The sequence below is a fragment of the Salinispora sp. H7-4 genome, assembly GCF_013416675.1.
In the GTDB taxonomy this organism is placed as follows: domain Bacteria; phylum Actinomycetota; class Actinomycetes; order Mycobacteriales; family Micromonosporaceae; genus Micromonospora; species Micromonospora vitiensis.
Genome location: NZ_JABZED010000049.1, coordinates 27,934 through 52,752, shown reverse-complemented (window position 1 = coordinate 52,752; position 24,819 = coordinate 27,934). Strand labels below are relative to the sequence as shown.

Sequence of the window (24,819 nt, the reverse complement as noted above, 5' to 3'; positions counted from 1 at the left end):
GTGCGGATCTGCTGGCATGGGTCGACTCGTACGACAAGGAGGGGGTTTCGAAGTCCCTCAAGTTCGATGAGAACGGTGACGTGGACGAGTCCCGGGTGGTGACGTGGGCCTACGAGATCAAGGACGGTGAGCTCACGGCCCAGCAGGAGATCAAGCTAAGCTGAGCCAGGATGACCGTCGCGCGGCCGGGGCTTTCCCCGGCCGCGCGATCAGGTCGGCCCTGACGATCGGCCAGCACCGCGGCGACGCGGGTGGGGGCAAACAAACAGTGCAGCTTCTCGAGCCGTTGCGGCACAAGGAACTTCGGGCGGCGTGGCTGGGACATACGATCAACATTGGGGTCTGCTGCACCGATAGGTGACATCTGAGTTGGCTTGCCCTGTGGGCGGGCTGGAAGGATGTTGCTGTGCCCAAGCCCTACCCCCGAGAGTTCCGTGATGACGTCGTGCGGGTGGCCGTGACCGCGAGCCAGGCGTGACGGTCGAGCAGATCGCGAAGGACTTCGGGGTCCACCCGATGACGTTGTTCAAGTGGCTGCGTCAGGCTGACGTTGACGCGGGAGTCAAACCGGGCATCAGCGGCGGCGAGTCAGCCGAGCTACGCGAGGCCCGCAAGCGGATCCGCCTGTTGGAGCAGGAGAACGAGGTTCTGCGTCGGGCCGCTGCTTACTTGTCGCAGGCGCATCTGCCGGGAAAAGGCTCTACCCGCTCGTGAGCGAGCTGGCCGCCGACGGGATCCCGTCGCGGTGACGTGCCGGGTATTGAACATCGCTCGTCGGCCCTACTACCGGTGGCTCGGTCGGCCCGTCGGTGACGCCGAACTCGTCGCCGCTCATCGCGCGAACGCCCTGGTCGATGCCCACCGCGATGACCCGGAGTTTGGGTACCGGTTCCTGGTCGATGAGACCCGCGCCGCCGGCCAGGCGATGGCGGAGCGCACCGGGTGGAAGATCTGCTCGGACAATGGCTGGTGGAGCGCCTTCGGTAAGCGCAAGAAGCGCGGCAAGGGTGGCACGGTCGGTCCACCGGTTCACGACGACCTCGTGCAACGGGACTTCACCGCCGACGGCCCGAACCGGTTGTGGCTGGCCGACATCACCGAACACCGCACCGGCGAGGGCAAGCTCTACCTGTGCGCGATCAAGGACGTGTGGTCGAGGCGGATCGTCGGCTACTCCATCGACTCACGGATGAAGTCCCGCCTGGCCGTCAACGCGGTGCACAACGCCGTAGCCCGACGCGGCCGGGTGGCCGGCTGCGTGCTGCACACCGACCGGTTGAACCCAGGCAGTCTCGCAGCCGAAAGTTCGTCCACGCCCTGCACCAGCATCACATGACCGGATCGATGGGCAGAGTCGGCGCCGCCGGCGACAACGCCGCCAGCATGGGAGGTCAACGTCGACGTTGCGGAGGTTGTGCGTATGGAATCGTTCTTCGGGTTGCTGCAGAACAACGTCCTCGACCGGCGTAGCTGGGCCACCCGGCAGCAGCTCAGGACCGCGATCGTGACCTGGATCGAGCGGACCTACCACCGCCGCCGACGACGACACTCTCTGTCCCGGTTGACCCCTATCGAGTACGAGACCATCATGACCCCACCGGCCAGTCAGGCCGCGTGACTGAAACTGTCACCTATCGGTGCAGCAGACCCTTTGGCGACGCGGTATTCGGGGTCGCTACCGCACTGTTCCTGCTACCGCGACCCGATGCCACCCGCGCCATCAGTCTGGTGCTGGCGATGGTCGCCCTGGGCGGCGTGGCGCCTGTTCTCGTCGGTGGTGTCCTCGTGGACCGCCGCCGCCGTACCGTCATGATCATAATCTCTGATCTGATCCGGCTTGCGGCCCTCGCGGCGATTCTGCTTGCCGACCCAGCGGCTCCGCTGCCCACCTTACTCACCGCAGCGCTCGTCATGGACCGTCATCTGGGCAGGCAACGCGCTGCGTGCGATAGTCGAATCCCATCACGGCAGCAAGCCCACCCGAGCAAGGATTCTATTACTGACGGTTACACGATTCTGTTGTGCACGATGTGGAGGATGACCAGCGCGACCGCGCTCATATTAACCACACGTGCCCGGCACCTAGATCACGGCCGGGCAGCCGCTGCCGCCGACCTTGTTTAACGAGTTACCTGTTAGAGATACACGACCATGCTAACCGGACAAAACAAGGCGGCACTTGCATCTACCACCAGACGCGAGACCCTACTGCACTGAGGGCTCGACATATTGGAAATCAGCTAACCATTGAAGCTACTACTGGCCGACATCGATTCTGATGCCGGCCAGTAGCTGAGATTGCTTCAGTAGTGTCGTCAGCCCCAAACCCTGCGATTGCACTGCTCAGGCTTTCTGTTGCAATGCTCTCTAAAAAGGGGCACCGCCACGGGCGGTGTGCCGGGTTACCAGCGGCGGGTGTTGTCGGGCCAGGAGTTGTACGGTTGGGCGGAGAGGATGGGGTCCCAGCCGCTGCTCGTGGTGCCGGTTGGGGTGTACGGGGTGATGTCGGTGCCGCTGCCGTTGAACGGGGATGTGTCCAGGTAGCCGGTCACCACGCCGTTGCCGTCGCGTCGGTAGTAGAGGCCGCCGCCGGGTGAGAACAGTGCGGTGGCATTGCCCCAGCCGCTGGTGGCGAGGTCTGCCCGGCTCCAGTCGTTGGTGCCGACGGCGGTGTAGGCGATGAGGGCGCCGGCGTTGGTGGTTGCCAGCAGGCGTCCCTCACCGGTGGCTGCCAGGGTGGGTACGCCGAAGCCGCTGCTGACGATGGTCGTTCCGTTGATCAGGTCGGTGGCCGGGTTCGCGGGTTTGGCCTTGGTCACGGTGTATCGCAGCCACTTGCCGCCGGCGCGGCCGAACAGGGAGCCGTGCCCGTCGTAGACCAGCAGGTCGTGGGTCCAGCCGCCACCGAGACGCTCGGCGGTGCGGGTGAAGGTCAGCGGTTGGGTGCCGGTGATGTCGACCCGGTGCAGGCTACCGGTCTCGGTGGTGACCAGCAGCGTGTCCGAGTTGAGAGTTGCCAGCGCTTTCGGCGTGAACCCGAGGGTCTGTTCCGACACGGTGCTGGCCACCTTCGCCCCGGTGACCGGGTCCAGCGCGGTGTAGGAGATCCGACCGTCTGAGTTCACCCCGTACACCGACACCAGTCCGGTCCACGGCCGCGCCGACAGCAGTATCTGGTCCCAGCCGCTGCTGCTGACCGGATCGTTCGGGAAAGACTGGATGTCACTGCCGCTACCGTCGAACGGATTCACGTCGCGGTAGCGGTCCAACCGACCGCTCGAGGTCCGCGCGTAGTAGTGGCCACCACCGGGCGAGAGCAACTGCGTCGGGGCCGACCAACCACTGGCGGCCAGATCGTCCCTGGACCACGCCTCGGCACCGCTACCGTGAATCGTGTACGACAGCAGCCGGCCGCCCGAGGCGTTACCCAGGATCCGTCCCGCACCCGGCGACGTGATGGCCCTCAACCCGAACCCGGTACCGATCACGGTGCCCCGGCTGATGTGCTCCGCGCTACTCGGCTTCTCGGTGGTCAACGTCCGACGGCGAAGCTCACCGTTGTCGAGGATGCCGTACAACGACCCGTACCCGTCATAGGTCAGCCGGTCATACGGAGACCACCCGCTCATCACCCAGGTGGCAGTGAAGGTCAACGGATCCGTTCCGGTGACATCCACCCGATGCATCTTGCCATCAGGATCGGTGACCAGAATGGTGTCCTCGTTCAGCGTGGCCATCGCCTTCGGAGCAAAACCGAGGCTGGCAGCCGACTCCCGGTCCGCCCGCAGTTCACCGGTAGCCGAATCGATCACACTGTAGGTCAACCGACCATCGTCCAACACACCGAAAATCTGCACGTCAGCGGTCTGCTCACCGATCCACGCGCCAAGGTCGTCAACCCGGGTCGCGGTCGCCCCGTCCCGGGTCTCCGTCTCCCCCAGACAGCCCTTCTGCCACGAGGTACTACTAACGGCCACCAGTACGGGCGCACCCGCAACATCGCGGAACACCGGCCCCCCGGCATCCCCCTTACACACCGTCGCCCCAGCCGACGCCCCCACCACACCAACAGTGGCCGCAGCGACATCCTCAACAGTGAACGCCGCAGCATGCAGACGATCCGGCACCCACTCGGTGGCCGTACGGCCATACCCCGCGACCATCACCGTCTCACTGACCCCGGGAGCAGTGTCGGCAAGCCCCACCGGAGCAACATCGGTAACCGGCGCGGACAGACGCGCCAAGACCAGGTTCCGATCCGGATGCGGCACCACCGCCACCACCGCACGCTCCTGACCCGCCGTCCCCGTCAGGTCAGTACGACCAATCACCGCACTAGTAGGTTTCCCCGGCGCCCCCCGAACCACCGGCCCAACACCATCACTGACACAGCTCTTCGCCGTCAACAACCAATCCTGAGCGACCAGCACACCCGTACACGCCCGATCACCACCAAACACCACCCTGGCAGTGAACCCATACGCCCCATCCGGAACCGGATCAGAACCACCAACAGCCCGAGCAACACCACCACCCAACACACCAGCAGCAAGCACAGCCCCGGTCAGGGCCGCACCCCAACGACGCAAAACATGAACTGACAAGATATTTCCTTACGGAAGAGTCGTGACATGAACCGGCGGGAAGCCTGCCGGCATACACCTCTGTATCGGCGCCAACGTGGCAAGATATCGGGTAAACACGCATCCTGGCACTGCTGGATCTCAAACAGCAGCACGCCTCAAAACGAGATGCCGGATTCTTCAGAGCTCCACTTCATAGATATCGACAAATCACCGGGCATTAGTCCAAAAAGTCAGGAGCATCCATCTCCTGGATCTCGATGATGCCGGGCCAGTATCGGTCGACCGGGTCGCTGCCACGGCGTAGCCAGAGGGTCGTGCCGTCGACGGTCGTCGCAGTCTCGATGACGTGGTCGGCATCTGCCTCGATGCGGCTGGTTTCGACGTGGCCCAGGCCGAGGCGCTCCACCTCGGCCTGCAGGTCAGCGTGGATGACATACAACAGAGCGGCCCGGCCCGGATCCACACAGGCGCCGGCGGGCTCGACACGGGCCAGCCACGGCTCGAGCGCCTCCACGGTCCCGGTGATGGTGGTCGCTTGGACGGTGACGAAAAGCCGGCCGACGACGTCGGTCTCGGCCGGCTCGATCTCCAAGGTGCGGTCGGGGAGGAGACCGATGCCGTGGGTAGCACCTTCCCAGCCCATCTGCTGGTCGGCCCGGTCGATCACCAGCCGGGTGGCCGGCAGGCCAGACGGGGGGCCCAAGGTCTCCGCGTAGCGGACGTTCGGCGAGTAGACGAAGTCCTGTTCACGCCAGCCGAAGCGGTGCAGCAGCGGGCCTGCCATGGCGTGCATGGCACGCGCCTCGCTCGCCGCGACGAGAGAACCCGACAACAGCAGGTCCGCACGTTCGTCGTCGACATCGAACCCGTCAGCGCCGATCTCGTCAGCGAGGGGGGCGTATCGGCGCAACGCTTCAATGGCGCTCACGGTGCCGCGTTCCAGCCGGAGCATCGCCTGCATCCCGAACGGCGGCTTGTCCTTCGCCACAATGTGCTCCTTATCGAGCTGGGGCCTGGCAAATTCGGCCCCAGCTATCCAAACCGTCAGTGGGTGACTCGGCCGGTCGGCGATATGTTGGCGTGATCTGGGTCCTTGCCGAACAGGTCGAGGCTACCCTTGCCATACTTAAGCTGGACATCCCACTCCAGCTTAGCTGGGTCCCAAACCCACCGATAGCCGTAGGAGTCCACGTAGCCGCCCCCTTTCCTGGCCGGATTGGCAGGATTCCAATGCTTGGGCGGAACGAAAACGATGGGACCGTCGACGGGCAGGCGGAGCTTTTCCACCGCAGCACGGTGACCGGGTTTTTTGGCATAGTACTTCCCTGCGTCCTTTAGCAGCTTGTCCATCGTACCCAGAGCATAATTGGCCCGCGCCACGCCAGCGTACTGCATGTTGTGTGCCAAGTCTTTAAGAAAACCCAGGTCTTTCGCCCTCGCGGCGAGATGGTCCAAGCCCTTGAGGTTCTTACGGACCTTGGGGCTCTTGGCAAAGCCGTCGCCAAGGTACGGGACCAGGGAAACGGCTGAGAGACCGGCGCCCAGCCAGTCGCCGTTCCAGGCCGAGATTCCCGCGGAGACACCGTCGGCGATGCCAGTTGGGTCGAGAATGCCGATCAGATCGAGAACGAGCTGAGCGATCTGTGAATCGCTCAACAGCGGCGCTGCGTCCATCGGTTGGGTCTCGACGGGAGTTCCCGAGTCGGGCTCGTCGGGCACGGGCGGCGGGGTCGGGTTCGGGTCGGAGGACACCCAAGAATCGGTCAACTCCTCCGCTGCGGTCTGCACCGCCTCCAGCGCGATGCTGGCCGCCTCGGCTGCGCTCTTTCCGGCCGCGATCGCCGCAGCGTGGGCCTGCGCCGCCGCCTCGTATGCCGCGTTGGCGGATGAACGCGCGGACGCGGCCGACGAGGTGGCCTGGTCCGCTGAGCGCTGCGCGTCGGCGGCTGCTGCTTTGGCGTCGGCCGCCGCGTTCTTGGCGGTCCGCGCCGACGCCGCGGCGGCGTCCGCTGACTGCTTCGCCGAGGCCGCTGCGGTGGCCGCCTGGTTGGCGTAGATCTCGGCCGCGTTCGCCGACTCGGCGGCCTGGTTCTTGTACTCTTCCGCGTCGCTGGCGGCACCGTTAGCCCGGGCCGCCAGTTCCGCGGCGAGCGCCGCGTCCCGAGCGGCGAGGTTTGCCGACTGCGCGGCAGCGGCGATGATGGACTGTACGGACGACACATGCGACGCTGTCTGCTCGTCGCGAAGCTTGGCGCGGTACTGCTCGACGGCCAGGAATTTCTTGCCCATCGCAGTCGTGCCGGCCAGCGCCACCTTCGCGGCGGCCTTCACCTCGGGTCCGCCGGACGCGGCGATGTCCGCGATCGCGACCTGGTCGTCAGTGGCAGCCGCGGTGTCCTTGCCCGTGCGCAGGAACTGGTAGACATCCTCCGGCGTGCCCCTGAGCGCATCCTTGCCGGCCGCGACCGTGGCCGGCCCTCCGGCGGCGATGAGGTTCGAAAGCGCGATCTGATCCTGCAACGCTCGGCCGGGGTAGTCCGGGAAGTTGAGGAACTGGACGATCTCGGCGTGACTCTTACCGAGGACCGCCTTGGCCGCCTCGGCCAGAGGCGAGTTCTCCGGATCCTGCTTGACCAGCTCGAGCACCCGAGCACGGTCGTCTTGGGTGGCGGCCTCCTCACGGCCGTTGGACAGGAAGGTCCGCATGCTCTCGGCATCGCCGGCTAATGCCTCCTCAGCCGCCAGCGCGGTCCAAGGCCCACCCTCCTCACGCAGCAAGATTGCGGCTCTACGGCCGTTGGCCAACATGGTCTCGGTGGAGGCACCGCTCGCGCTCGCGGCGGCCAGCAGCTCCGCCGCCTCCGCCGAAACCCGCTGCGCCTCCGGCACATCGGCCATCACATCGGGCTGTTTGGCCTGCTCGATGGCTCGGGCAGCAAACGCTTCGGCAAGGGCGTTGGTGGTGTCCGTGGTGAGGCTCTGCTCCTCGGCCTCACGCGCGGCCTGTTGAACCGCCTCCGCCTGTGCGGCGGCGGCGGCCGCCTCCTCGGCAGCCTCCAACGCCGCCGTCGCGTGTTGGTTGGCCTTGGCAGCGGCTTCCTGGGCGGTTCCGGCGAAGTCGGCCGCTTCCTCGGCGGCGTCGGCAGCGGCGTCGGCGTGGGCAGCCGAGCGCTCGGCATACGTCTTCGCCTGGCGTGCCGCCGTTGCGGCTGTGCGGGCAAGCGACTGCGCCTCGTTCGCGGAACGGGTGGCCGACGCTGCCAGCCGCCGTGCGCGGGCTGCCTGCTCCCGAGCCCGGGCGGCCTCGGAGTCGGCGACAGCAGCGTGCCCAGCGGCCTCGTCCGCGGCGGCAGCAGCGTCCCCGGCATTGCCCACCGCGCTCACCGCGGCGGCAGCAGCATCAGCGGCAGCATCAGCCGCCTCCACGGCCACGTTGATAAAGTCGATGATGCCCTTGACCTGGTCGGCCGCGGCGCGGGCCTGCTGGGCAGCACTACGGGCGGCATCGGCCTTAGTCTTGTCGCCCAACGCAGCCGTCGCTGCGTTGTAGGCGCGGGTGGCGGCCTGCCCGGCGAGCGTCGCGGCGTTGGCGGCCCGCGCGGCGGATCGGGAAGCGACCTGGGCGGCATGACGCGCGGCGGAGGCGGCGGTGACCGCGTCCTGGGCCGCGTCGGCGGCCCGTCCCGCGGCATCGGCAGCACGACCGGCTGCGGCGGTGGCCTTCTTCGCGTCGTCCTTGGCTGCCGCGGTCTCGGCTGCGGCCTTTTCCGCCGCCTTTTTCGCAGCGGCAGCAGCAGCGACTGCCTTATCGGATGCCTTGCGTGCCGCGAGCGTCTCCTGAGCGGCAGTCTCGCGCGCCGCGCGGGCGACCTCAGCGAGCTGGGAAACCGTCATGATTTCCTGGTCGCGTGCCCTCGCGACATCCTGGCCGCGGAGCAGAAAGTAGCGGATGTCCTCCGTGGTGCCCTCGAGCGCGGCCTTCCCGTCGGCCTGGACCTGCGGCCCGCCAGTGGCGATGATATCGGCGACCCGGACTCGGTCGTCCTGAAGTGCCGTCTCGTAGGAGGTGCCGAGCAGGAACGCGCGTACGGCCTCTGGCCCGGCGTCAAGGGCTTGGCGGCCCGCCTTGCCGGTGGCAGCGCCGCCTGCGGCGATCGTGTCGGAAACCCGGACTCTCAGGTCCTGTTCGAGTGACTGTTGGTAGCCACTGTCCAGGAAAGCGTCCACCTCCGCGTCGGTGCCCCCGATGACGGGCTGGGCCGACTTGGCCATAGCGGGGCCGCTAGACGTAACCAAGTCATCCAGCCGTGCGCGCTCGTCCAACGCGTGGGCCGCGTGCTGCCCGTCGGCGACAAAGGCGCGTACCTCGTCATCGGACCCGGTTAGGGCGGTCGCGGCTGCACGAGAGAGAACCGGCCCGCCTTCCCTGAGCAGAGTGACGGCTTCCGCCCGTACAACTTCGATGGGTTCCTCGACCGCATTGGCCGGGGCCGGCACGAAGGCGACCGTGACCGCCGCCGCTACGGCAACGCTCAGCATGGCTCGTATTCGCATAGTCTCCCCCCACAGTGCGCTTATCTTGGCCAAAAAGGACAATTTCGCGCAGCAAATCAGTGATGCCGCGCTGACGATAGCCAACGCTTCCAAACTGTAGCCAGATGGGTTCCATGCCTATCGCAGTAGCAGGCATCGCCAGGGCTGCCGCGACACCGTGGCCCGTTCGCTATCCCGCGGCTGGGGACTCGTCAACCCCCGAGGGCTACGCGGACTAGCCCGGCGGCTGTTATCAACAACACCAGCCCAAAAGCCTCTCATTCATCTGTCCAATGAGGCGACGAACAAGCATTCGGCGGCGGTTCTGGGCAGCACGGACATAGCATCTGTAACGGACGACTTGTGATTTGAATATGGATCACCGGCAAACAGGATCTTGCGATGGAATCGGTCCCAAGAGGACTTCACGTGATCACCCGACCTGCCAGGATCGACGTGACCAGGGCGCTCCCGTGCTTCTACCAGGCGCTTCGGGCGATGATGTGGCTCCGCATGGGTGAGGCGCGGCTGGCAGACGCTGCGTCACAACACAGCCACCCACACCAGGCCGACACCACCGTCCGCACCGCCCTTCACCTCACATTTTCGAATACCGGCGCCTACCGCACTCCTGCTGAGATCACGTCACCTACGATGCTCGGGATGCCACCCTCAATCCCGGGTGGCACAGCCACGAAAGGACAGTGATCGTGCACGCTGCCCACAGGAACGCCGCGGTCGGAGCTCTCGTTGGAGCCGTGGCGCTCGGCGGCTCGCTCGCCTACGGCGTTTCCGCCCGAGCGGAGGAGCCCATCTCAGAGCCCTCTAGCCTGGTAGAGGACTACAGCTACCCGGGCGCGGCTCAAATCGAGGCTGACAAGCAGATCAAGCTCATCAAGGGCGATGGGAAGATCATGCTAGCCGAGTGCGGCTCCGCCGACGATCTCATCCAGGTGATGTCATACAACAGCGAATCCGAGCCCAAGTACTGCTTCGAGGTACTCGGCCCCAGCGGGATCCTGGCCCTGGAGATACCGAACGTCTTCTTCATCTGGGCCGGCGACGAAGAGGTTACCGCCACCGTCACGGTCGACGGTGTTGAGAAGGACCCTGTAGTCGTAGGTGCGAACGACGGCGAGCCCGTCGGTAACAACGATCCGGACAACCATGCCGTCCTACTCGAGCTCCGGGTCTGACCTGCGGCCTAGCGTGGCCGCTGCAAGACCGGCCCATCGGTCTCTAGAGATAGATACTAGGACTCCTCTGCGGACCCATTCTCGGCAGGCAAAGGGTGAGTTGTTCTACGGGAGCTACTGAGGTCATCCCAGTAGGGGGTCGCCTACTGAAAGTCATGTAGTGCGGTCGTATTCGGCGTGGAGGATGACCGGTGCCGCAGCGACGGTCATCCCGACCCCACCACGGGGTTGGGGCTGATGTTTCGCAGTGCCCGGAAGGCCAGCTTGAGCAGGGAGTTGCCACGCTCGCCCAGGGCCTGTGTCGAAGTCGGCTGTGGGTGCCCGAGGGTGAGAAGTGTCGGCGTGGCGGTGGTCGATAAGTAGCGAGGTCCCCGGTAGATGGTTCATCGACGAAGAAGACCATCAACACGGGGACCTCGTGGCCACTGTAACGGCATGACCTGACCGACGTGCAGTGGGCGACGCCGGAGCCGTTGCTGCCCGTGGGACGTAGGCCGGGTCGGCCGTCTGCACGGACGAAACGACAGCTCATGGGTGGAACCAGGCGACGGACCCGAGTGGGTGCGCCGTGGTGGGACATACCGGAGTGCGACGGGTCCTGGTCGGCGACGTACGCGGTGCCAGCGTGACTGGACCTGGGCGAGGATCCTGACCACGTTGCCGGCGGTGGCCGACGAGGCTGGGCGGCGCGGGACCATCGCGACGATCCCGTCGAAGGTCGACCAGGACGCCAACCGGCATAAGTACGGGTCCAAGGGTGGGCTCGGGCGCCCATTTTTGTGAGTTGTGCTCGCTGGTGGGTCGGATTGGGTGCCGGGTGGAGATCATTGCGGCGTTGCGCCCACATCTGGCTGGTCTACGGTTGGAGGCGGTGGTGGTGGTCCGGGCGCCGCCGGAGTCAGGATCAACGCGGGGACGTGGACGGTACGGGCGGCGTGTGGAGCCTGCGGCACGTAGTCGACTACGGTCCATGTCGCTACGTGCAACGGTTGGCTGATGTCGGACTTGGTGGCCACGAGGCACTGGTCGCGTTGATGGTCCGCCGGTTCGCCTGCTTAAACGGGGGGATGTCGGCGGCGGACGTTCGTTGAGCTCGGGCTGGACTGCGTACGGACCTTCCACCTGGAGTGCCCGGGTTGACCCGATGGTACGCCCGGCACACCGTCGAGGCGGCAGGCGGCCTGGAAGCGGTCGCCCTGGCGTTGCGTGGCCGGTCTAGCAGCCGGCTGGCGCAGCGATTGGGGTGTCCGTGTCCCGTACGACGTTGATTCGGATGATCTGGCGGATGCGCGACCTGCAGTTGGTCACACCGACAGTGCTGGGCGTAGACGACTTCGCCCGCCGTCCAGGAGGACGCCGGGGTTGAGCACCCACGATGGATCGAGCGCGGCCTTCGCGGCGTGCAGCGCCAGCGACACCGGCTCGGGGCGCTGCTGGTCGTACCAGGGTCGGTGGTCGCGGCCGACGGCGTGGTGGTGGGTGATGGTGCCCCCGGCGGCGAGCAGCGCCGCGGAGACGGCGGCCTTGATCTGATCCCACTGGGCCACGGTGCTGCCCCACCGGCCGGCGGCGTAGACGCCGAAGTAGGGTGCCGGCCCGTCCGGGTAGACGTGGGTGAACCGGCAGGTGACCACCCCGGTCGCGCCGACCTCCCGCAGCGCCGCGCCGACCGCGTCGAGCACCGCGGCACGCAGCGCCGGATAGCGGTCCCAGGTGCAGGCGGTCTCGAAGGTCTCCACGATCATCGACCGGGCCGCGAGGGCGTCCCGCTGGTACGGCATCCGCAGGAACGACGACCGCCAGGTGTCGGTGGCGCCGCTCCCCCGGGATGCCGACGCGTCGCGTTCCCGGGGCGGCTCGGGCAGCGTCCCACCGTGGTCCCGGCACAGTGCGACGGCCCGTTCCAGCGCGGGCCCAACCGGATGGTCCGCGGACTCGAAGCCCAGCACGAGCACCCCGCCGCCGGTGGCCGCGCCGGCGTTCAGCAGCGCCTCCGCCGGGTCGAGCAGCCGGCAGTTGCTCGGGTGCAGCCCGGACTGGGCGATCGCCCGGGTCGCCGCGACGGCCGCGTCGTGGTCGTCGAAGTGCACCGCCGCGTCCGCCCGCCACCGCGGCCGGTCCTGCACCCGGAGCCACGCCTCGGTGATGACGCCGAGCGTGCCCTCCGAACCGAGGAACAGCCGGTCCGGTGACGGCCCCGCCCCGGAGGCCGGCAACCGTCGGGACTGGCTGATGCCGGCCGGGGTGACCACCCGCAGCGCCTCCACCAGGTCGTCGATGTGGGTCAGGACCGTCGCGTAGTGCCCGCCCGCCCGGGTCGCGAGCCAGCCACCGAGCGTGGAGAACTCGAACGACTGCGGGAAGTGCCGCAGGGTGAGGTGCTGCGGGCAAAGGTATTCCTCCAGCGCCGGCCCGAACACGCCAGCCTGGACCCGCGCCGCCCGGCTGGTCCGGTCGACCTCCAGCACCCGGTCGAGCCGGCCGAGGTCGAGGCTGACCGTGCCGGGGTAGTCGTCGCCCACCCGGGGCTCCACCCCACCGACCACCGAGGAGCCGCCACCGTACGGGACGACCGCCAGGCCGGAGCGCGAGCACCAGTCCAGCAGGTCGACCACGTCCTGTTCGGAGGTGGGGCGGGCGACCAGGTCCGGCGGGTGCCGGACGTCGCCGTGCAGGTTCCGGACCACGTCCCGGAACGCTTTTCCGTGCGCGTGCGCCGCCCGGTCGGCCGGCTCAGCTGCGCAGAGGTGCGACAGCGCCGTTGGCGGAGTGACCCGCGCCGGCGCCAGGTCCAACTCGGCCACCGGCGGCGGTTCGTGCGGGGTCAGGTCAACGTCGGGTAGCAGGGCCCGCACCCGGTCGGCGAGCTGCCCGGCCTCAGCACCGGTGACCGCGTCCTCCACGTAGCCCCAGCCCCACCATGAACGACGCTTCACGGGCATCCAGTCTCCCCACCGTCACCGTCACCGTCACCGTCACCGTCACCGTCACCGTCACCGACGTCGATGCACCGAACCTACTCGACTGAGGTCGTGACCGGTATCCCACCGCCCGGCTCCGCTGACAGGTCAGCCACGGTCGTGACCGGACCCCGGCACCGCGCCGGTCCCGGGTGGACGGACCCGGCACGGGCCGGGTGCCCGTCGTCGGGCAGTTCCGGCAGCAACCGATGCCGAGTCACCGCCAACACCCCGGTGGCGAGCAGCAGACCGACCAGCATCGTCACCACCATCGGGCTGGGTGCACCGGGCAGCAGCCCGGTGATCGACCGGGCTGCTGTGCCCAGCACCAGGTAGAGCCCGCCCCACGCCGCTGCGCCGAGCGCCGCGCAGCCCAGAAACCGCCGGTAGGACATCCGCAGGCCACCGGCGACCAGCGGCAGCAGCGCGTTGAGGACCGGCAGGAACGGCGCCACCAGCACCATCTGGCCGCCACGGCGGCGCAACATGTGCTCCGCCGCCGCCCACCGCTGTTCGCCGATCCAGTCCCCGACCCGCCCGCGCCGCAGCCGGTCAGCGAGGTGACGGCCGACCAGGAAGCTCAGTGACCAGCCGGCCAGGCAGCCGACGACCACGGTGCCGAGCACGGCAAGGCCCGCGGTGGGGCCCTGCACCCCCACCGCCGCGAGGATCGCCAGGTCTCCGGGCACCAGCACCCCGAGCAGCGGTACGGCATCGAAGACCATCACCAATCCGAGCGCCCCCAAGAGCAGGAGAGTGGGGAGCTCTCCGATCTGGGCCAGCCAATCCATGCCCAACACGTTAGGACCACGTCGCCTCCCCGGATATCCGGAGGGGCCCCCAGCTGACCCTGATTCCCCCGCTCAGGGTCACCGTCGGCGTCGGTCAGCGTGGCCGCAGCACCTGCACCCGCCGCACCGGGGAGTCGGCGGTCGGCTCGGTGGTCGGCACCAGATACTCGGCGACGACCGCCATCCCGTGGGCCGGCACATGCCCGCGGCCCGGCTCACCGACCAGTACGTCGACCTCGGCGGAGACGGCGCGGCGGAGGAAGGGCAGCATCCGCGCCGCCGTCGCCCCGTCGTACAGGACATCGCCGGCCACCAGCAGGTCCAGCTCGGCGGGGGTGTCGTCCAGCAGGTCCCGGTCGGTGGCCGCGATCCGCACGCCGTTGGCCCGCGCGTTGACCGTGACGGCGGCGACCGAGTACGGGTCGGTGTCGACGGCCACGACCTGCGCGGCGCCGGCCAACGCGGCGGCGACCGCGACCACCCCCGAGCCAGCGGCCAGATCGAGTACCCGGCGACCCGTGACCAGGTTGGGGTGGTCGAGCAGGTGCCGGGCGAGGGCCTGACCGCCGGGCCACACCGACGCCCAGTACGGCGGGGGCAGGGTGTGCCCGGCGCGGGCTTCCATCCGCGCCCACCAGACGATCGGGTCCTCGGCGAGATGCAGGCGCAGTTCGGGCACGAACGGCACGGGTAACAGTCGCAGCCGGTCCAGGCCGTGGCCGGGCGCAGCGATCTCCCGTTCCAGGTCGACCAACGCGGTCGCGGCTACGCCCACCGGGGCAGCATGCCCCAGTCGGGTAGGCCACCGTGCGGGTTTGGCAGGTCCGCCCCGGACCGGTCATTTCGTTGCCTACGGCACTTCGTCCAGCAGATTCGCGCGCGGCCCGCTACTGTCGGGAAGGTACCGGGCGATCATCGGCCGCCGGCCGGGGTTCGCCCGCTTGGAACAGGGAGAGATGCATGGCAACCGGCAGCGTCAAGTGGTTCAACGCAGAAAAGGGCTTCGGCTTCATCGAGCAGGACGGCGGGGGGCCGGACGTCTTCGTCCACTACTCGTCGATCTCGATGAGCGGTTACCGTGAGCTGAACGAAGGCCAGAAGGTCGAGTTCGATGTAACCCAGGGCCAGAAGGGCCCGCAGGCGGATAACGTCCGCCCGGCGTGACCCGGCGCGGTGACGGCGGTCGGACCAACCGGCCGCCGTCACCGTCCGTCATTCCAGAGCCATACAAATCAGACAGTAGTGTATAAACAACCCCGCTGGCTCCAGCGGTAGGTAGCTAGCTCATCCCTTACCGCCAGTCGTAACGACACCCCCGCCGCGGGTTGGGGCTCAAGTCCGGTCAGCGGCGCGAAGTCATTCCCATCCGCCGCGCCCCGACACCACCCGGACAACCCGCAGATCGCCCCCTCCGGCACACCAGCTACCGCGGCTGCCCAGAATCTGGCGGCACCATCGTCTCGCTTCGGACTGCTCGAGCACGCCGCAACACCGCCACCGCCCGCGGGCCGGCGCTCTGCACAGCTGCGTCCTGCCGTCGGGAAAGGCGATGCCGCTGCCGCCCCGGAGGCCAGGGGCTTCGCATCTCCCGCGTTGCACCACGCAGCGCAGGAGCGACCACCCAACCCTGTTGCGGCGACAGCATAGATCTGGTTCCCGGTGGCCACGGCTCCTCTGGCCGCTCCTCCACGCGCCGGTGCAGGCAGCTTAAGGTCCACTATGTTAGGTCTTGACGCAGTCCGATCAGTTTACAACCTGCACCAACCAATTGGCCCTCTTAGCCCTAAATCTGGGAATCACTATAACTTCACACCCAACTATTATGAAAATTGCATCAAGGGATGAAAATCTTGGCCATAGGCCACTCAAGGTGGGGCACAAAATTCTTAGGGGTGTGATCTAAGCTGACCGAGGAACGCGCCAAACCCTCGCCAGCGCTCGGGGGTCGGAGCTTGGTCCTCCACGCCCCCCACACACCTTTCACGGGAGAACTCTTGTCACCACATCACCGACGCCGTTGCGGCGCAGCGTTACTCGGAACCACGCTGGTTGCCGGATTGTTGAGCGGTGGCTCAGCCAGTGCGGTCGCCGGGAGCGACCCGGTCCCAGACGGCGCTCACAGCTTTACGGCAAAAATCACTTTCGGCGACATCTCTGCGTGCAGTGGAGCCCTGATAGCACCAAATTGGGTTGTGACCGCGAAGAGCTGTTTCGTCGAGGGGGGAGCGCCCGTTGCCGCTGGGGTGCCCACCCAACCGACGACCGTGGTTGTTGGTCGTACGGACCTAACAGCGCCTACCGGCCACGAAACCCAGGCGGTCTCGATCGTCCCACACCCGGACCGCAACCTCGCCCTGGTTCGGATTTCCAGGCCGATGGTCGATATTCCAGCTATTCCGATTACTGCCGCTGAGCCAGCTTCCGCCGAGACACTCACGGTCTCCGGATACGGTCGGACCGCGACCGAGTGGGTACCGAACCGGCTACATGCCGCCCCATTCACGGTCCAGGAAATTGATCCCGAACTCATCAGCATTGATGGCGCCACGGCTGACGCGACGATCTGTAAAGGCGACGCGGGAGGCCCCGTGTTCCGAGAGAACGACGGCGACCCGCAGCTCGTAGCGATCAACAACACGTCCTGGCAGAAGGGCTGCTTGGGCGAGACAGCAACCCAGGACGGCGCGACTGGCACTAGGGTTGACGACCTGGCCGACTGGATCCAGGAAAACACCCCAGCCGGCTGCAACGCAGCGGGGTGGACCACAACCGACACTCAGGTGAGCCAGGTTGTCCAGTTCGGGGACTACACCGGTGACTGCATTTCCGACCTGATCAACCAGAATCCCGGTGGGACGCTCCGGGGCTGGCACGGCACCGGCGACCTGTCGGCGGACAACCGACTGTTCGTTGGATCAGATGTCGCAGTGGGTAGCGGCTGGAGCACTTCGTTGGCCCCACGCATCATCACCGGCGACTTCAACGGCGACGGCCGCACCGACCTCATACACCAAAACGCCGTCGGCCACCTCCGAATCTTCCCCTCCACCAGCGACCTCACCGCCGACAACAAACTATTCACCGACTCATACATCGTCGGCAGCGGCTGGACCACCACAGCATTCCCACGCATCATCACCGGCGACTTCAACGGCGACGGCCGCACCGACCTCATGCGCCAAAACGCCGCCGGCTACCTCCGCATCTTCCCCTCCACCGGCGACCTCACCGCCGACAACAAACTATTCACCGACTCATACATCGTCGGCAGCGGCTGGACCACCTCGCTGGCGCCACGCATCATCACCGGCGACTTCAACGGCGACGGCCGCACCGACCTCATACACCAAAACGCCGTCGGCCACCTCCGCATCTTCCCCTCCACCAGCGACCTCACCGCCGACAACAAACTATTCACCGACTCATACATCGTCGGCAGCGGCTGGACCACCTCGCTGGTCCCACGCATCATCACCGGCGACTTCAACGGCGACGGCCGCACCGACCTCATACACCAAAACGCCGCCGGCTACCTCACCGCCTTCCCCAACACCGGCGACCTCACCGCCGACAAAAAGCTGTTCACCGACTCATATGCCGTCGGCAGCGGCTGGACCACTTCGCTGGCCCCACGCATCATCACCGGCGACTTCAACGGCGACGGCCGCACCGACCTCATACACCAAAACGCCGTCGGCCACCTCCGCGCCTTCCCCTCCACCGGCGACCTCACCGCCGACAACAAACTATTCACCAACTCATACATCGTCGGCAGCGGCTCGACCACCACCGCATTCCCACGACTCTTCTAACCTGACCCTTAACCTGCCGGGCGCCGGCTCCCGCCGCATTGGTTAGAGATCACGTTTAGGGCAGCGGTGGGCGGCCAGGCCAGAAACTGGCCTGGCCGCCCACCGCGGCCTACCACTCGCTCGGCACGTCCCGCGCAATGGGCAGGACCACCGCCGACGGGTGCTGCGGATCGTGCAGGATCTCCCGCCATCCGGCCTGCAGCGTGATCGCGGTACCGAGCGGCTCGCCGGTGCCGGGGTTGCGGGCGTACCGGGGATGGGCCCCGCCACAGATCTGCACCCGCAGTCGGTGACCGGCGGCGAACCGGTGGGCAACCGGCCACAACGGCACCGCAACGCGGACCGCGCCCGTCGGATCGGCCGCGAAGGCGGTTGGGCTGACTCGGACCAGCCCATCGCAGATGTTCCAGGAGCGACCCCGACGGTCCACGTCGCAGAGTCGCACGAAGACGTCGAGATGAGGAAGCTCACTTCGGACGAAGACCTCCGCCTCGACCGGTCCGATGATCTCCATCGCCACCGGCAGGGCCACGCTGGTCCAGGTCAGTACATCCGGGCGAGCCTCGACTCGCCGGTTGTCGACCGGGCCGGCCTGCTGCGCCACCAACAGCGGGCCCCCCACCGAGGGGGTGGGGTCGGCCGGGTCGTACCAGAAACCGTCCGGGGCTGAGGCCGGCGACGGCGCGGCGCGCAACTCGCCCTCCGGGTGCAGGTACCAGGGAGTCGGCGTGGCTGGGGGCGGCCAGTCCGGCAACTCCCGCCATCCGCCGCCGGACCCGCCGACGTGTAGGCGAACCGGGGCACGAGCGCGCCCCGGGTAGTTACCCAGGTGTTCGTCGAGCCAGTCCAGTCCGTCGCGGAGCGCGGCGACAAAGAGCCCCGGACTGCCGTGCGTCCACGGCCCGACCATGAGCCGGGGCGTGGCACCGGCGTCCCGCAGGGCCGCGAAGTCGCGCAGCTGGGCGGGGAGAAAGATGTCGTGCCAGCCAGCGATCATGGATACCGGGGCGCGCACCTCGGTGAGCCGGTCGCCGAAGAACCGGGCCCGCCAGTAGGCCGCGTCGGGGGTGTGGTGGCGCAGCCACTCCTGGAAGAAGGGCACGGTCACCCCGGTGGCCACCCGGTCCGCCTCGGCCAACGGCAGGTGGGACAGGCCGGCGACGAGCCGGGGCTGGCCACGGCGGAGTTCCCACTGCCGGGCGAGCCACCCGACGGTCTGCGCCTGGAGCAGCTCGACCCAGGTGAGCACGGTGTCCAGGGCGAAGGACTCCCCCGGGTACGTCGAGTCGCGGGTTCCGGAGGCGGCCACCACCGCGACCATCGCCCGGAGGTCCGCCCCGGCGTCGGCGGCGACGGCCCACTGGACGAAGCCCTGGTAGCTGACCCCGAACATGCCGAACTCGCCGTTCCACCAGGGTTGCCGCCGTAGCCAGTCGAGGGTGTCGAGGCCGTCCTCGCGCTCGTGGACCAGCGGGTCGAACCGGCTGCCGGAGCCACCGGTGCCGCGGCAGGACTGGATCACCACGTGGTAGCCCCGCTCGCCGATGAGCCGGCCGAGCAGCCGGATCGGCCCGCCCCGCCCGTACGGGGTGCGGATCAGCACCGTGGGCGCGGTCGGGCGGTCCGGGGCGTAGTGGTCGGTGCGTAGCGACACGCCGTCGCGAACCCGGACCGGGATGTCCCGGGTCAGCCTGACCCGGCGGGTCCGCGACGGCGGGAGGCGCAGCGCGGCCGTGGCGGCCCGGGTTGCCAGCGCCGCGAACACGGCCTCAGCCGTTCGCCCGGCGGGGCTCGGGCCGGGCGGCCCGGACCGCGTCGCGGTGTTCACGGAGCGTGGCGCGGACGGCCGTGACGAAACGGTGGACGGTCTCCAACTCGTCGTCGGTGAAGCCGAGCATCACCGCGTCGGTCCGGCGGCCGAGCGGTCGGAAGAACTCCCTCGCCACCTCGGCACCGCGGTCGGCGTAGTGCACCAGGACCTTACGCCGGTCGGTGGAGGTGCGGTCGCGGCGGACGTGGCCGGCGCGTTCCAGCCGGTCGAGGAGGGCGGTGACCGACCCGGAGGAGAGGTCGAGTTGTTCGCCGAGGCGACCTGGGGTGATCGGGTCACCGTGTAGTTCGGCGTCCATGACGGCGATCAGGGCCTGCAGGTCGGTGGCGCCCAGGCCGTGCAGGTGGGCGAAGGCGTGGCCGACGTGTTGGGCGTCCACCGCGTACCGCCGGAGCTCGTTGGTGATCTCCGCGATGAGTTGCTCGCGTCGGGTGTCGCGTCGCCGGTAGCTGCTCTGACCTGCCACGTCCCGATTTTCCCCTCACCCTGGTGGTGTGGTTGCAGCATAGCGGAGAGACCGATAATCTCGGCTGTCGAGATACTTGGTAATCGCGTATTCCCCCGATGTGAGTACCCGAGCCGTCATTCCGTCGAGCCCACGAGGAAACGATGTCCGTCTTCACCCACGTCGCGCGGGGCAGGTGGGCCGCGTGGCTCACCGTGCTCGCCGCGATCGTCCTCGGCGCCGCCGTCTTCGGGCTGCCGACGCCCGACAACCCCGCCCCCGTCTCCGCCACCGGCCTCTCCGACCAGTGGCAGTCCACCCAGGTCGAACGGCTCCAGGAACAGCTGCCCGCCAGCGAGGTCCAGCCGGCTCTCATCGTCGTCAGCCGCACCGACGGCGGCGCACTCACCGCCGCCGACCAGGAGACCCTCACCGGGCAGAGCAACGAACTTCGCCGGTTCGCGGTCAATGGGCAGGTGCCACCACCGCAGGTAGCCCCGGACGGCTCGGTCGCCCTGATCGCCGTGCCGCTGTCCACCACCGAGGGGCAGGAGCGAACCGTCGAGACCATCGACGAGCTGCGGGCAGTGCTGGCCGAAACCCCGGACGACCTCACCATCGACGTCACCGGGGCGCCGGCCTTCACCACCGACCTGACCCGGGTCTTCGACGGCGCGGACACCACCCTGCTGGCGGTAACCGCCGCCGTGGTGGCGCTGCTGCTGCTGATCACCTACCGCAGCCCGGTCCTCTGGATGGTGCCGCTGGCGGTCGTCGCCGCCACCGAGCAGCTCACCCTACGCGCAATCGAGACGATCGTGCCGGCGGTCGGGATCAACCTGCAGTCGGGGGCCGTCACCGGCATCGCCAGCGTCCTCGTCTTCGGCGCCGCCACCAACTACGCGCTGCTGCTGATCGCCCGCTACCGGGAGGAGCTGCGCCGCGAGGCGGACCGCTTCACGGCGATGCGAACCGCCCTGCGTCGCACCGCGGAACCCGTCCTGGCCAGCGGCTCCACCGTCGTCCTCGGCGTTCTCACCCTGCTGCTGTCCGAGCAGGAGAACAACCGGGCGCTCGCCGTGGCCTGCGCCATCGGCGTCGTGTTCGCCATGTTCTCCGCGCTCTTCGTACTCCCGGCCGCCCTGGTGATCTTCGGCCGTGGTCTGTTCTGGCCGTTCGTCCCGCGCCTCGGCAGCGCGGTCACCGAGGGACGCCTGTGGGGACGGCTCGGCGGCGTGGTCCTGCGCCGCCCGGCCTCCGTCGCGGTCCTGGCGACGCTGCTGCTGGCCGGTCTCGCCCTCGGCGGCCTGGGCATCCGCACCGGGCTGTCGGAGACCGAGCAGTTCCGGGTCGAACCGGAGGCGGTCGCCGGAGCGCAGACCCTGGCCACCGCGTTCCCTGCCGGGACCACCCAGCCGGTCGCGGTGCTCACCAACCCGACCGCCATCGCTGCGGTCACCGCGGCCGCCGCCAGAGTGCCCGGCGTCGCCTCAGCCCAACCGGGTAGCACCGGCGCCACCGTCGCCCAGGTCGACGTGGTGCTGACCGCCGAGCCCGGCACCGCCGCCTCCGACCAGACGGTACGGGAACTGCGCACGGCGGTCGCGGCAGTACCCGACTCCGCCCCACCCGCGGTCGCCGACACCGGCCCCTTCGACGGAGCCCTGGTCGGCGGCGCCGTCGCCGCCGGCTACGACACCGCCGAGGCCAACACGCTGGACCTGCGACTGATCCTGCCGATCATCCTGCTGCTGGTCGCCGCCGTCCTGGTGCTGCTGCTGCGCGGCCTGCTGGCCCCGGTGCTACTGGTACTCACCGTGATCGCGTCGTTCTTCGCCAGCCTCGGGGCGGCGTGGCTGCTCTTCGACCACGTCCTGGGCTTCCCCGCACTCGACAGCGGCGTGCTCCTGCTCGCGTTCGTGTTCCTCGTCGCCCTCGGGGTGGACTACAACATCTTCCTGGTCACCCGGGCCCGGGAAGACGCCCGCCACACCGGTACCCGGGACGGGATGCTCTCGGCTCTCCGGGTCACCGGTGGCGTCATCACCAGCGCCGGGGTGCTGCTCGCCGCGGTCTTCGCCGTCCTCGGCGTACTCCCGCTGATCCTGCTCACCCAGATCGGAGTCATCGTCTGCATCGGTGTCCTGCTCGACACCCTGCTCGTCCGGACGGTGCTGGTCCCCGCCCTGGTGTTCCTGCTCGGCGACCGGTTCTGGTGGCCCGGCCGCCCACCGGCCGTGGCCCACGGGCAAACCCCGGCCACCCCGGCGCCGGTCCCCGCCCACGACTGACGGCCCTCGTTCGGGCGCCACGGCGTGGGCGTGGTGCCCGAACCGTCAGTAGGCGAGGCAGACGCACTCGGTCATCAGCGCGCGGACGTTGCCCACATACCGCGGATTCGGGATGGTGATCGGACCCTCCCCGCTCGCCACCGCGGCGTGGCCGTAGTTGTAACTGGCGATCACCGTGTTCAGCAGGCACGAGTTCAGCTCGGCCGAGCAGAGCGCGGCGTCCAGCCGGTAGTCGCCGTCGAAGTACAGGTCGCCGATGTACTTGGTCAGCCAGGCCAGGTAGTTCACGCCGAGATAGGCGTTGTCGCGGTAGTCCCAGACGTCGTAGCTCTGCCCGAACCGTTGGTTCATCCAGTCGGCGGTCTCGGGCATCACCTGCATCAACCCGATGCCACCGTCACAGGCGACGATTGTGGACTGCCAGCCGCTCTCCTGCCACGCGGTCGCCTTCACCAGGGCCGCCGGAATCCGAATGTCCGGTGCGGAGGTCGGCCAGTACGTCTTCGCCGCGGCCTTGGTAAGTGCCGACCTCGCCTGCGTGCGGGAAGCCGGCGTGCCCTCGTGGCTGGGTGGGCACCCCGTCGGCTCCAACTCCGGCGGCGGAGGTGGGGCCGGCGGCTCCGGAGCGGATTTCGCCGCCGCCTGGGACGACGCGGTGGCGGTGGGCTTCGCTGCGGACCCACCGCTGGCGGAACTGCTGGGTGTGGCGCTGTGGCTCGGCGCGGCACCCAACTCCGTCCGCGCGAACGGGGTGGCGCTCGGCGAGGGCTCCGTGGTGCTGGCCGCCACGCTCCGGTCGTCCGTCGCCTCGCCCCGCTCCCCCGCGCACCCCACCGTGAGCAGTACAACAGCGAGCGCACCCACGCCGATCCGAAACATCTTCATGCCCCCTCCGACCGACGCAAGGTAGCAGTTGTCGATGCCTACCGCCGTCCCGTCACCCGCCGGAGACCCCCTGCGGTGGACGCGACTCGGCTGCCGCCGGGCCCGGCGAGTCGCCGACGTCCGAGGCCACCCCGACCGCCCGGTCCCGGGTCACCCACGCCACCATGAACACGGCCGTCCAGGCTACCCCCAGCAGCACCCCGGAAAGCGCGCTGCTGGCGGTGCTCAAGCCGAGGTAGAGCCGGGCGCCACCGACCCCCACCACCCCGACGGCAGCGCCGGTCCAGGCGGCGACCGCGACCGGCCAACGGGCGCCCCGGGACAGCAGCCACGCGAGGGTGCACAGGCTCGCGGCGACCACGGCGGTCTGGGTCGGAAACAACACCGGCGGGCCGGACCGGTCGGGTTGCACCACGTCGGCGGCGACCGCCAGCACCACCAACGGCATGCACGCGCCGACGGTGCCCACCACGCTGAGCAGGTCCGCCCGCCAGGGTCGCTGCCGCCAGGCGACCCCCGCCGCCACCACCGACACGAACAGGATCACCACCGGGCCACGCAGCGCCGAAACGGCGGCCAGCGCCACCTCCACCGCCTCCGGCGTACGACGGGCGGCGAACCAGTCGGCGACGGCGCCGTCCACCACCGACAGCCCGCTCCGCCGGACCACCGCGCCGAGCACCCAGGCGATGGCGAGCCCGGCCAGGAACAGCAGCAGTAGGCCGGCAACCAGGTTCAGCAGCAACGTCCACCCGGGACCGAGGGAACGGGCGAGCAGACCGAAGAGCGCCCCGTAGCGACGGGTCAGCCCGCGCACCGGGGGCAGGCCGCCGGCGCGGGACAGCAGCGCCCGTACCGGGTCCGGGTTTCGACCCAGCCAGCGCCCGGCCAGCAGCACCGCCAGCACCGCCCCGAGCAGCACCAGGACCGCGCCCGTGGCCCGGCCGAGCAGGTGCGAGACCGTCTCGTACGACTCGCCGGCCAGGTTTCCGGCGATCACCGAGCCTCCCACCCAGGTCACCACCCCACCCAGATTCCAGGGCGCGAACCGTCGGTACGGCATCTGCCCGGCCCCGGCCAGCCGGGGCACCAAGGTCCGGGCGAAGGCCACCCAGCGGCCGGTGAAGACGCCCCGGCCTCCCAGTCTTCCGAGCATCGCGTCCGCGCGGCGCCACCGGTGGGGCCCGATGCGGGCACCGAACCGGCTGGCGCGCAGCCGGGGCCCGTACCGGCGACCGGCCCGGAACGCCACCGCGTCTCCCAGCACACCCGCGGCGATCATCACCAGCAGCGCCGGCCCCAGCGGCAGGGTTCCGGTGTAGGTGAGGAAGCCGACCAGCAGCAGAGTCGCCTCCCCGGGCATCAACAACCCGAAGATGAGCGCCGTCTCGGCGGCTACGATCAACGCTGCGACCAGCAGGATCAGCCCAGGTGGCAGCTCCTGCAGCCGGCTCAGTACCTCATTCACCCGGGCCCCTGGTCACGAGGG

Annotated in this window: 15 protein-coding genes and 3 pseudogenes; 8 read left to right on the top strand and 10 right to left on the bottom strand. The window is 68.6% G+C overall.

The features are described 5' to 3' along the window. The 3 genes and pseudogenes from H0524_RS18300 to H0524_RS25020 all read left to right on the top strand — a co-directional run. Window positions 1-164 (top strand): annotated as a pseudogene (locus H0524_RS18300) (branched-chain amino acid ABC transporter substrate-binding protein); the annotation flags it as partial. A 242-nt stretch (window positions 165-406) separates the two neighbouring features. Continuing rightward, window positions 407-1,618, top strand: a pseudogene (locus H0524_RS18295) (IS3 family transposase). Next, a complete protein-coding gene (locus tag H0524_RS25020; RefSeq protein ID WP_255436056.1) occupies window positions 1,615-2,124 on the top strand; it encodes a hypothetical protein in 510 nt (169 codons plus the stop codon). The pseudogene H0524_RS18295 and the gene H0524_RS25020 overlap by 4 nt, the downstream one beginning before the upstream one ends. Before the next feature lie 278 nt (window positions 2,125-2,402). Here H0524_RS25020 and H0524_RS18285 read toward each other — a convergent pair whose 3' ends face one another. The 3 genes from H0524_RS18285 to H0524_RS18275 all read right to left on the bottom strand — a co-directional run bounded on the left by H0524_RS18285 (window position 2,403) and on the right by H0524_RS18275 (window position 9,125). After that, entirely contained in the window at window positions 2,403-4,604 is a 2,202-nt protein-coding gene (locus H0524_RS18285) for a tachylectin-related carbohydrate-binding protein (protein WP_180199743.1), read from the bottom strand. Window positions 4,605-4,803: 199 nt separating this feature from the next. Next, window positions 4,804-5,574 (bottom strand): hypothetical protein, encoded by a 771-nt coding sequence (locus H0524_RS18280; RefSeq protein ID WP_180199742.1) that lies wholly within the window; start codon window positions 5,572-5,574, stop codon window positions 4,804-4,806. Between the two features lie 56 nt (window positions 5,575-5,630). Continuing rightward, window positions 5,631-9,125: an ALF repeat-containing protein gene (locus H0524_RS18275; RefSeq protein WP_180199741.1), complete on the bottom strand. Its 3,495-nt coding sequence runs from the start codon at window positions 9,123-9,125 to the stop codon at window positions 5,631-5,633. 704 nt (window positions 9,126-9,829) lie between these two features. On the opposite strand from H0524_RS18275, the gene H0524_RS18270 reads away from it, so the two are divergent. Together H0524_RS18270 and H0524_RS18265 are read left to right on the top strand one after the other, a co-directional pair. After that, a complete protein-coding gene (locus tag H0524_RS18270; RefSeq protein ID WP_180199740.1) occupies window positions 9,830-10,315 on the top strand; it encodes a hypothetical protein in 486 nt (161 codons plus the stop codon). Window positions 10,316-10,764: 449 nt separating this feature from the next. Continuing rightward, entirely contained in the window at window positions 10,765-10,944 is a 180-nt protein-coding gene (locus H0524_RS18265; protein ID WP_180199739.1) for a transposase, read from the top strand. 675 nt (window positions 10,945-11,619) lie between these two features. Here H0524_RS18265 and H0524_RS18260 read toward each other — a convergent pair. From H0524_RS18260 to H0524_RS18250, 3 genes and pseudogenes are all read right to left on the bottom strand, one after another. Then, the gene (locus H0524_RS18260; RefSeq protein WP_180199738.1) at window positions 11,620-13,257 is read right to left on the bottom strand and encodes an FAD-binding oxidoreductase; all 1,638 of its coding nucleotides are present in this window, start codon (window positions 13,255-13,257) and stop codon (window positions 11,620-11,622) included. 126 nt (window positions 13,258-13,383) lie between these two features. Then, window positions 13,384-14,066: pseudogene (locus H0524_RS18255) on the bottom strand (DedA family protein). A 94-nt stretch (window positions 14,067-14,160) separates the two neighbouring features. Then, window positions 14,161-14,841, bottom strand: a complete 681-nt coding sequence (locus H0524_RS18250; RefSeq protein ID WP_180199736.1) for a methyltransferase — start codon at window positions 14,839-14,841, stop codon at window positions 14,161-14,163. Window positions 14,842-15,026: 185 nt separating this feature from the next. On the opposite strand from H0524_RS18250, the gene H0524_RS18245 reads away from it, so the two are divergent. Together H0524_RS18245 and H0524_RS18240 are read left to right on the top strand one after the other, a co-directional pair. Next, window positions 15,027-15,230 (top strand): cold-shock protein, encoded by a 204-nt coding sequence (locus H0524_RS18245; protein WP_018727301.1) that lies wholly within the window; start codon window positions 15,027-15,029, stop codon window positions 15,228-15,230. Window positions 15,231-16,018: 788 nt separating this feature from the next. Next, complete coding sequence (locus H0524_RS18240; protein ID WP_375372012.1) at window positions 16,019-17,878, top strand: trypsin-like serine protease; 1,860 nt, start codon at window positions 16,019-16,021, stop codon at window positions 17,876-17,878. Window positions 17,879-17,987: 109 nt separating this feature from the next. On the opposite strand, the gene H0524_RS18235 is transcribed toward H0524_RS18240, so the two are convergent. Further along, window positions 17,988-19,643, bottom strand: a complete 1,656-nt coding sequence (locus H0524_RS18235) for a CocE/NonD family hydrolase (protein WP_180199734.1) — start codon at window positions 19,641-19,643, stop codon at window positions 17,988-17,990. Window positions 19,644-19,647: 4 nt separating this feature from the next. Further along, the gene (locus tag H0524_RS18230) at window positions 19,648-20,175 is read right to left on the bottom strand and encodes a MarR family transcriptional regulator (RefSeq protein ID WP_018727299.1); all 528 of its coding nucleotides are present in this window, start codon (window positions 20,173-20,175) and stop codon (window positions 19,648-19,650) included. A 143-nt stretch (window positions 20,176-20,318) separates the two neighbouring features. On the opposite strand from H0524_RS18230, the gene H0524_RS18225 reads away from it, so the two are divergent. Continuing rightward, a complete protein-coding gene (locus tag H0524_RS18225) occupies window positions 20,319-22,445 on the top strand; it encodes an MMPL family transporter (RefSeq protein WP_180199733.1) in 2,127 nt (708 codons plus the stop codon). Window positions 22,446-22,490: 45 nt separating this feature from the next. On the opposite strand, the gene H0524_RS18220 is transcribed toward H0524_RS18225, so the two are convergent. Continuing rightward, window positions 22,491-23,330: a lytic transglycosylase domain-containing protein gene (locus H0524_RS18220; RefSeq protein WP_180199732.1), complete on the bottom strand. Its 840-nt coding sequence runs from the start codon at window positions 23,328-23,330 to the stop codon at window positions 22,491-22,493. A 52-nt stretch (window positions 23,331-23,382) separates the two neighbouring features. Beyond that, entirely contained in the window at window positions 23,383-24,798 is a 1,416-nt protein-coding gene (locus tag H0524_RS18215; protein WP_180199731.1) for a DedA family protein, read from the bottom strand. Between the last annotated feature and the right edge of the window lie 21 nt (window positions 24,799-24,819).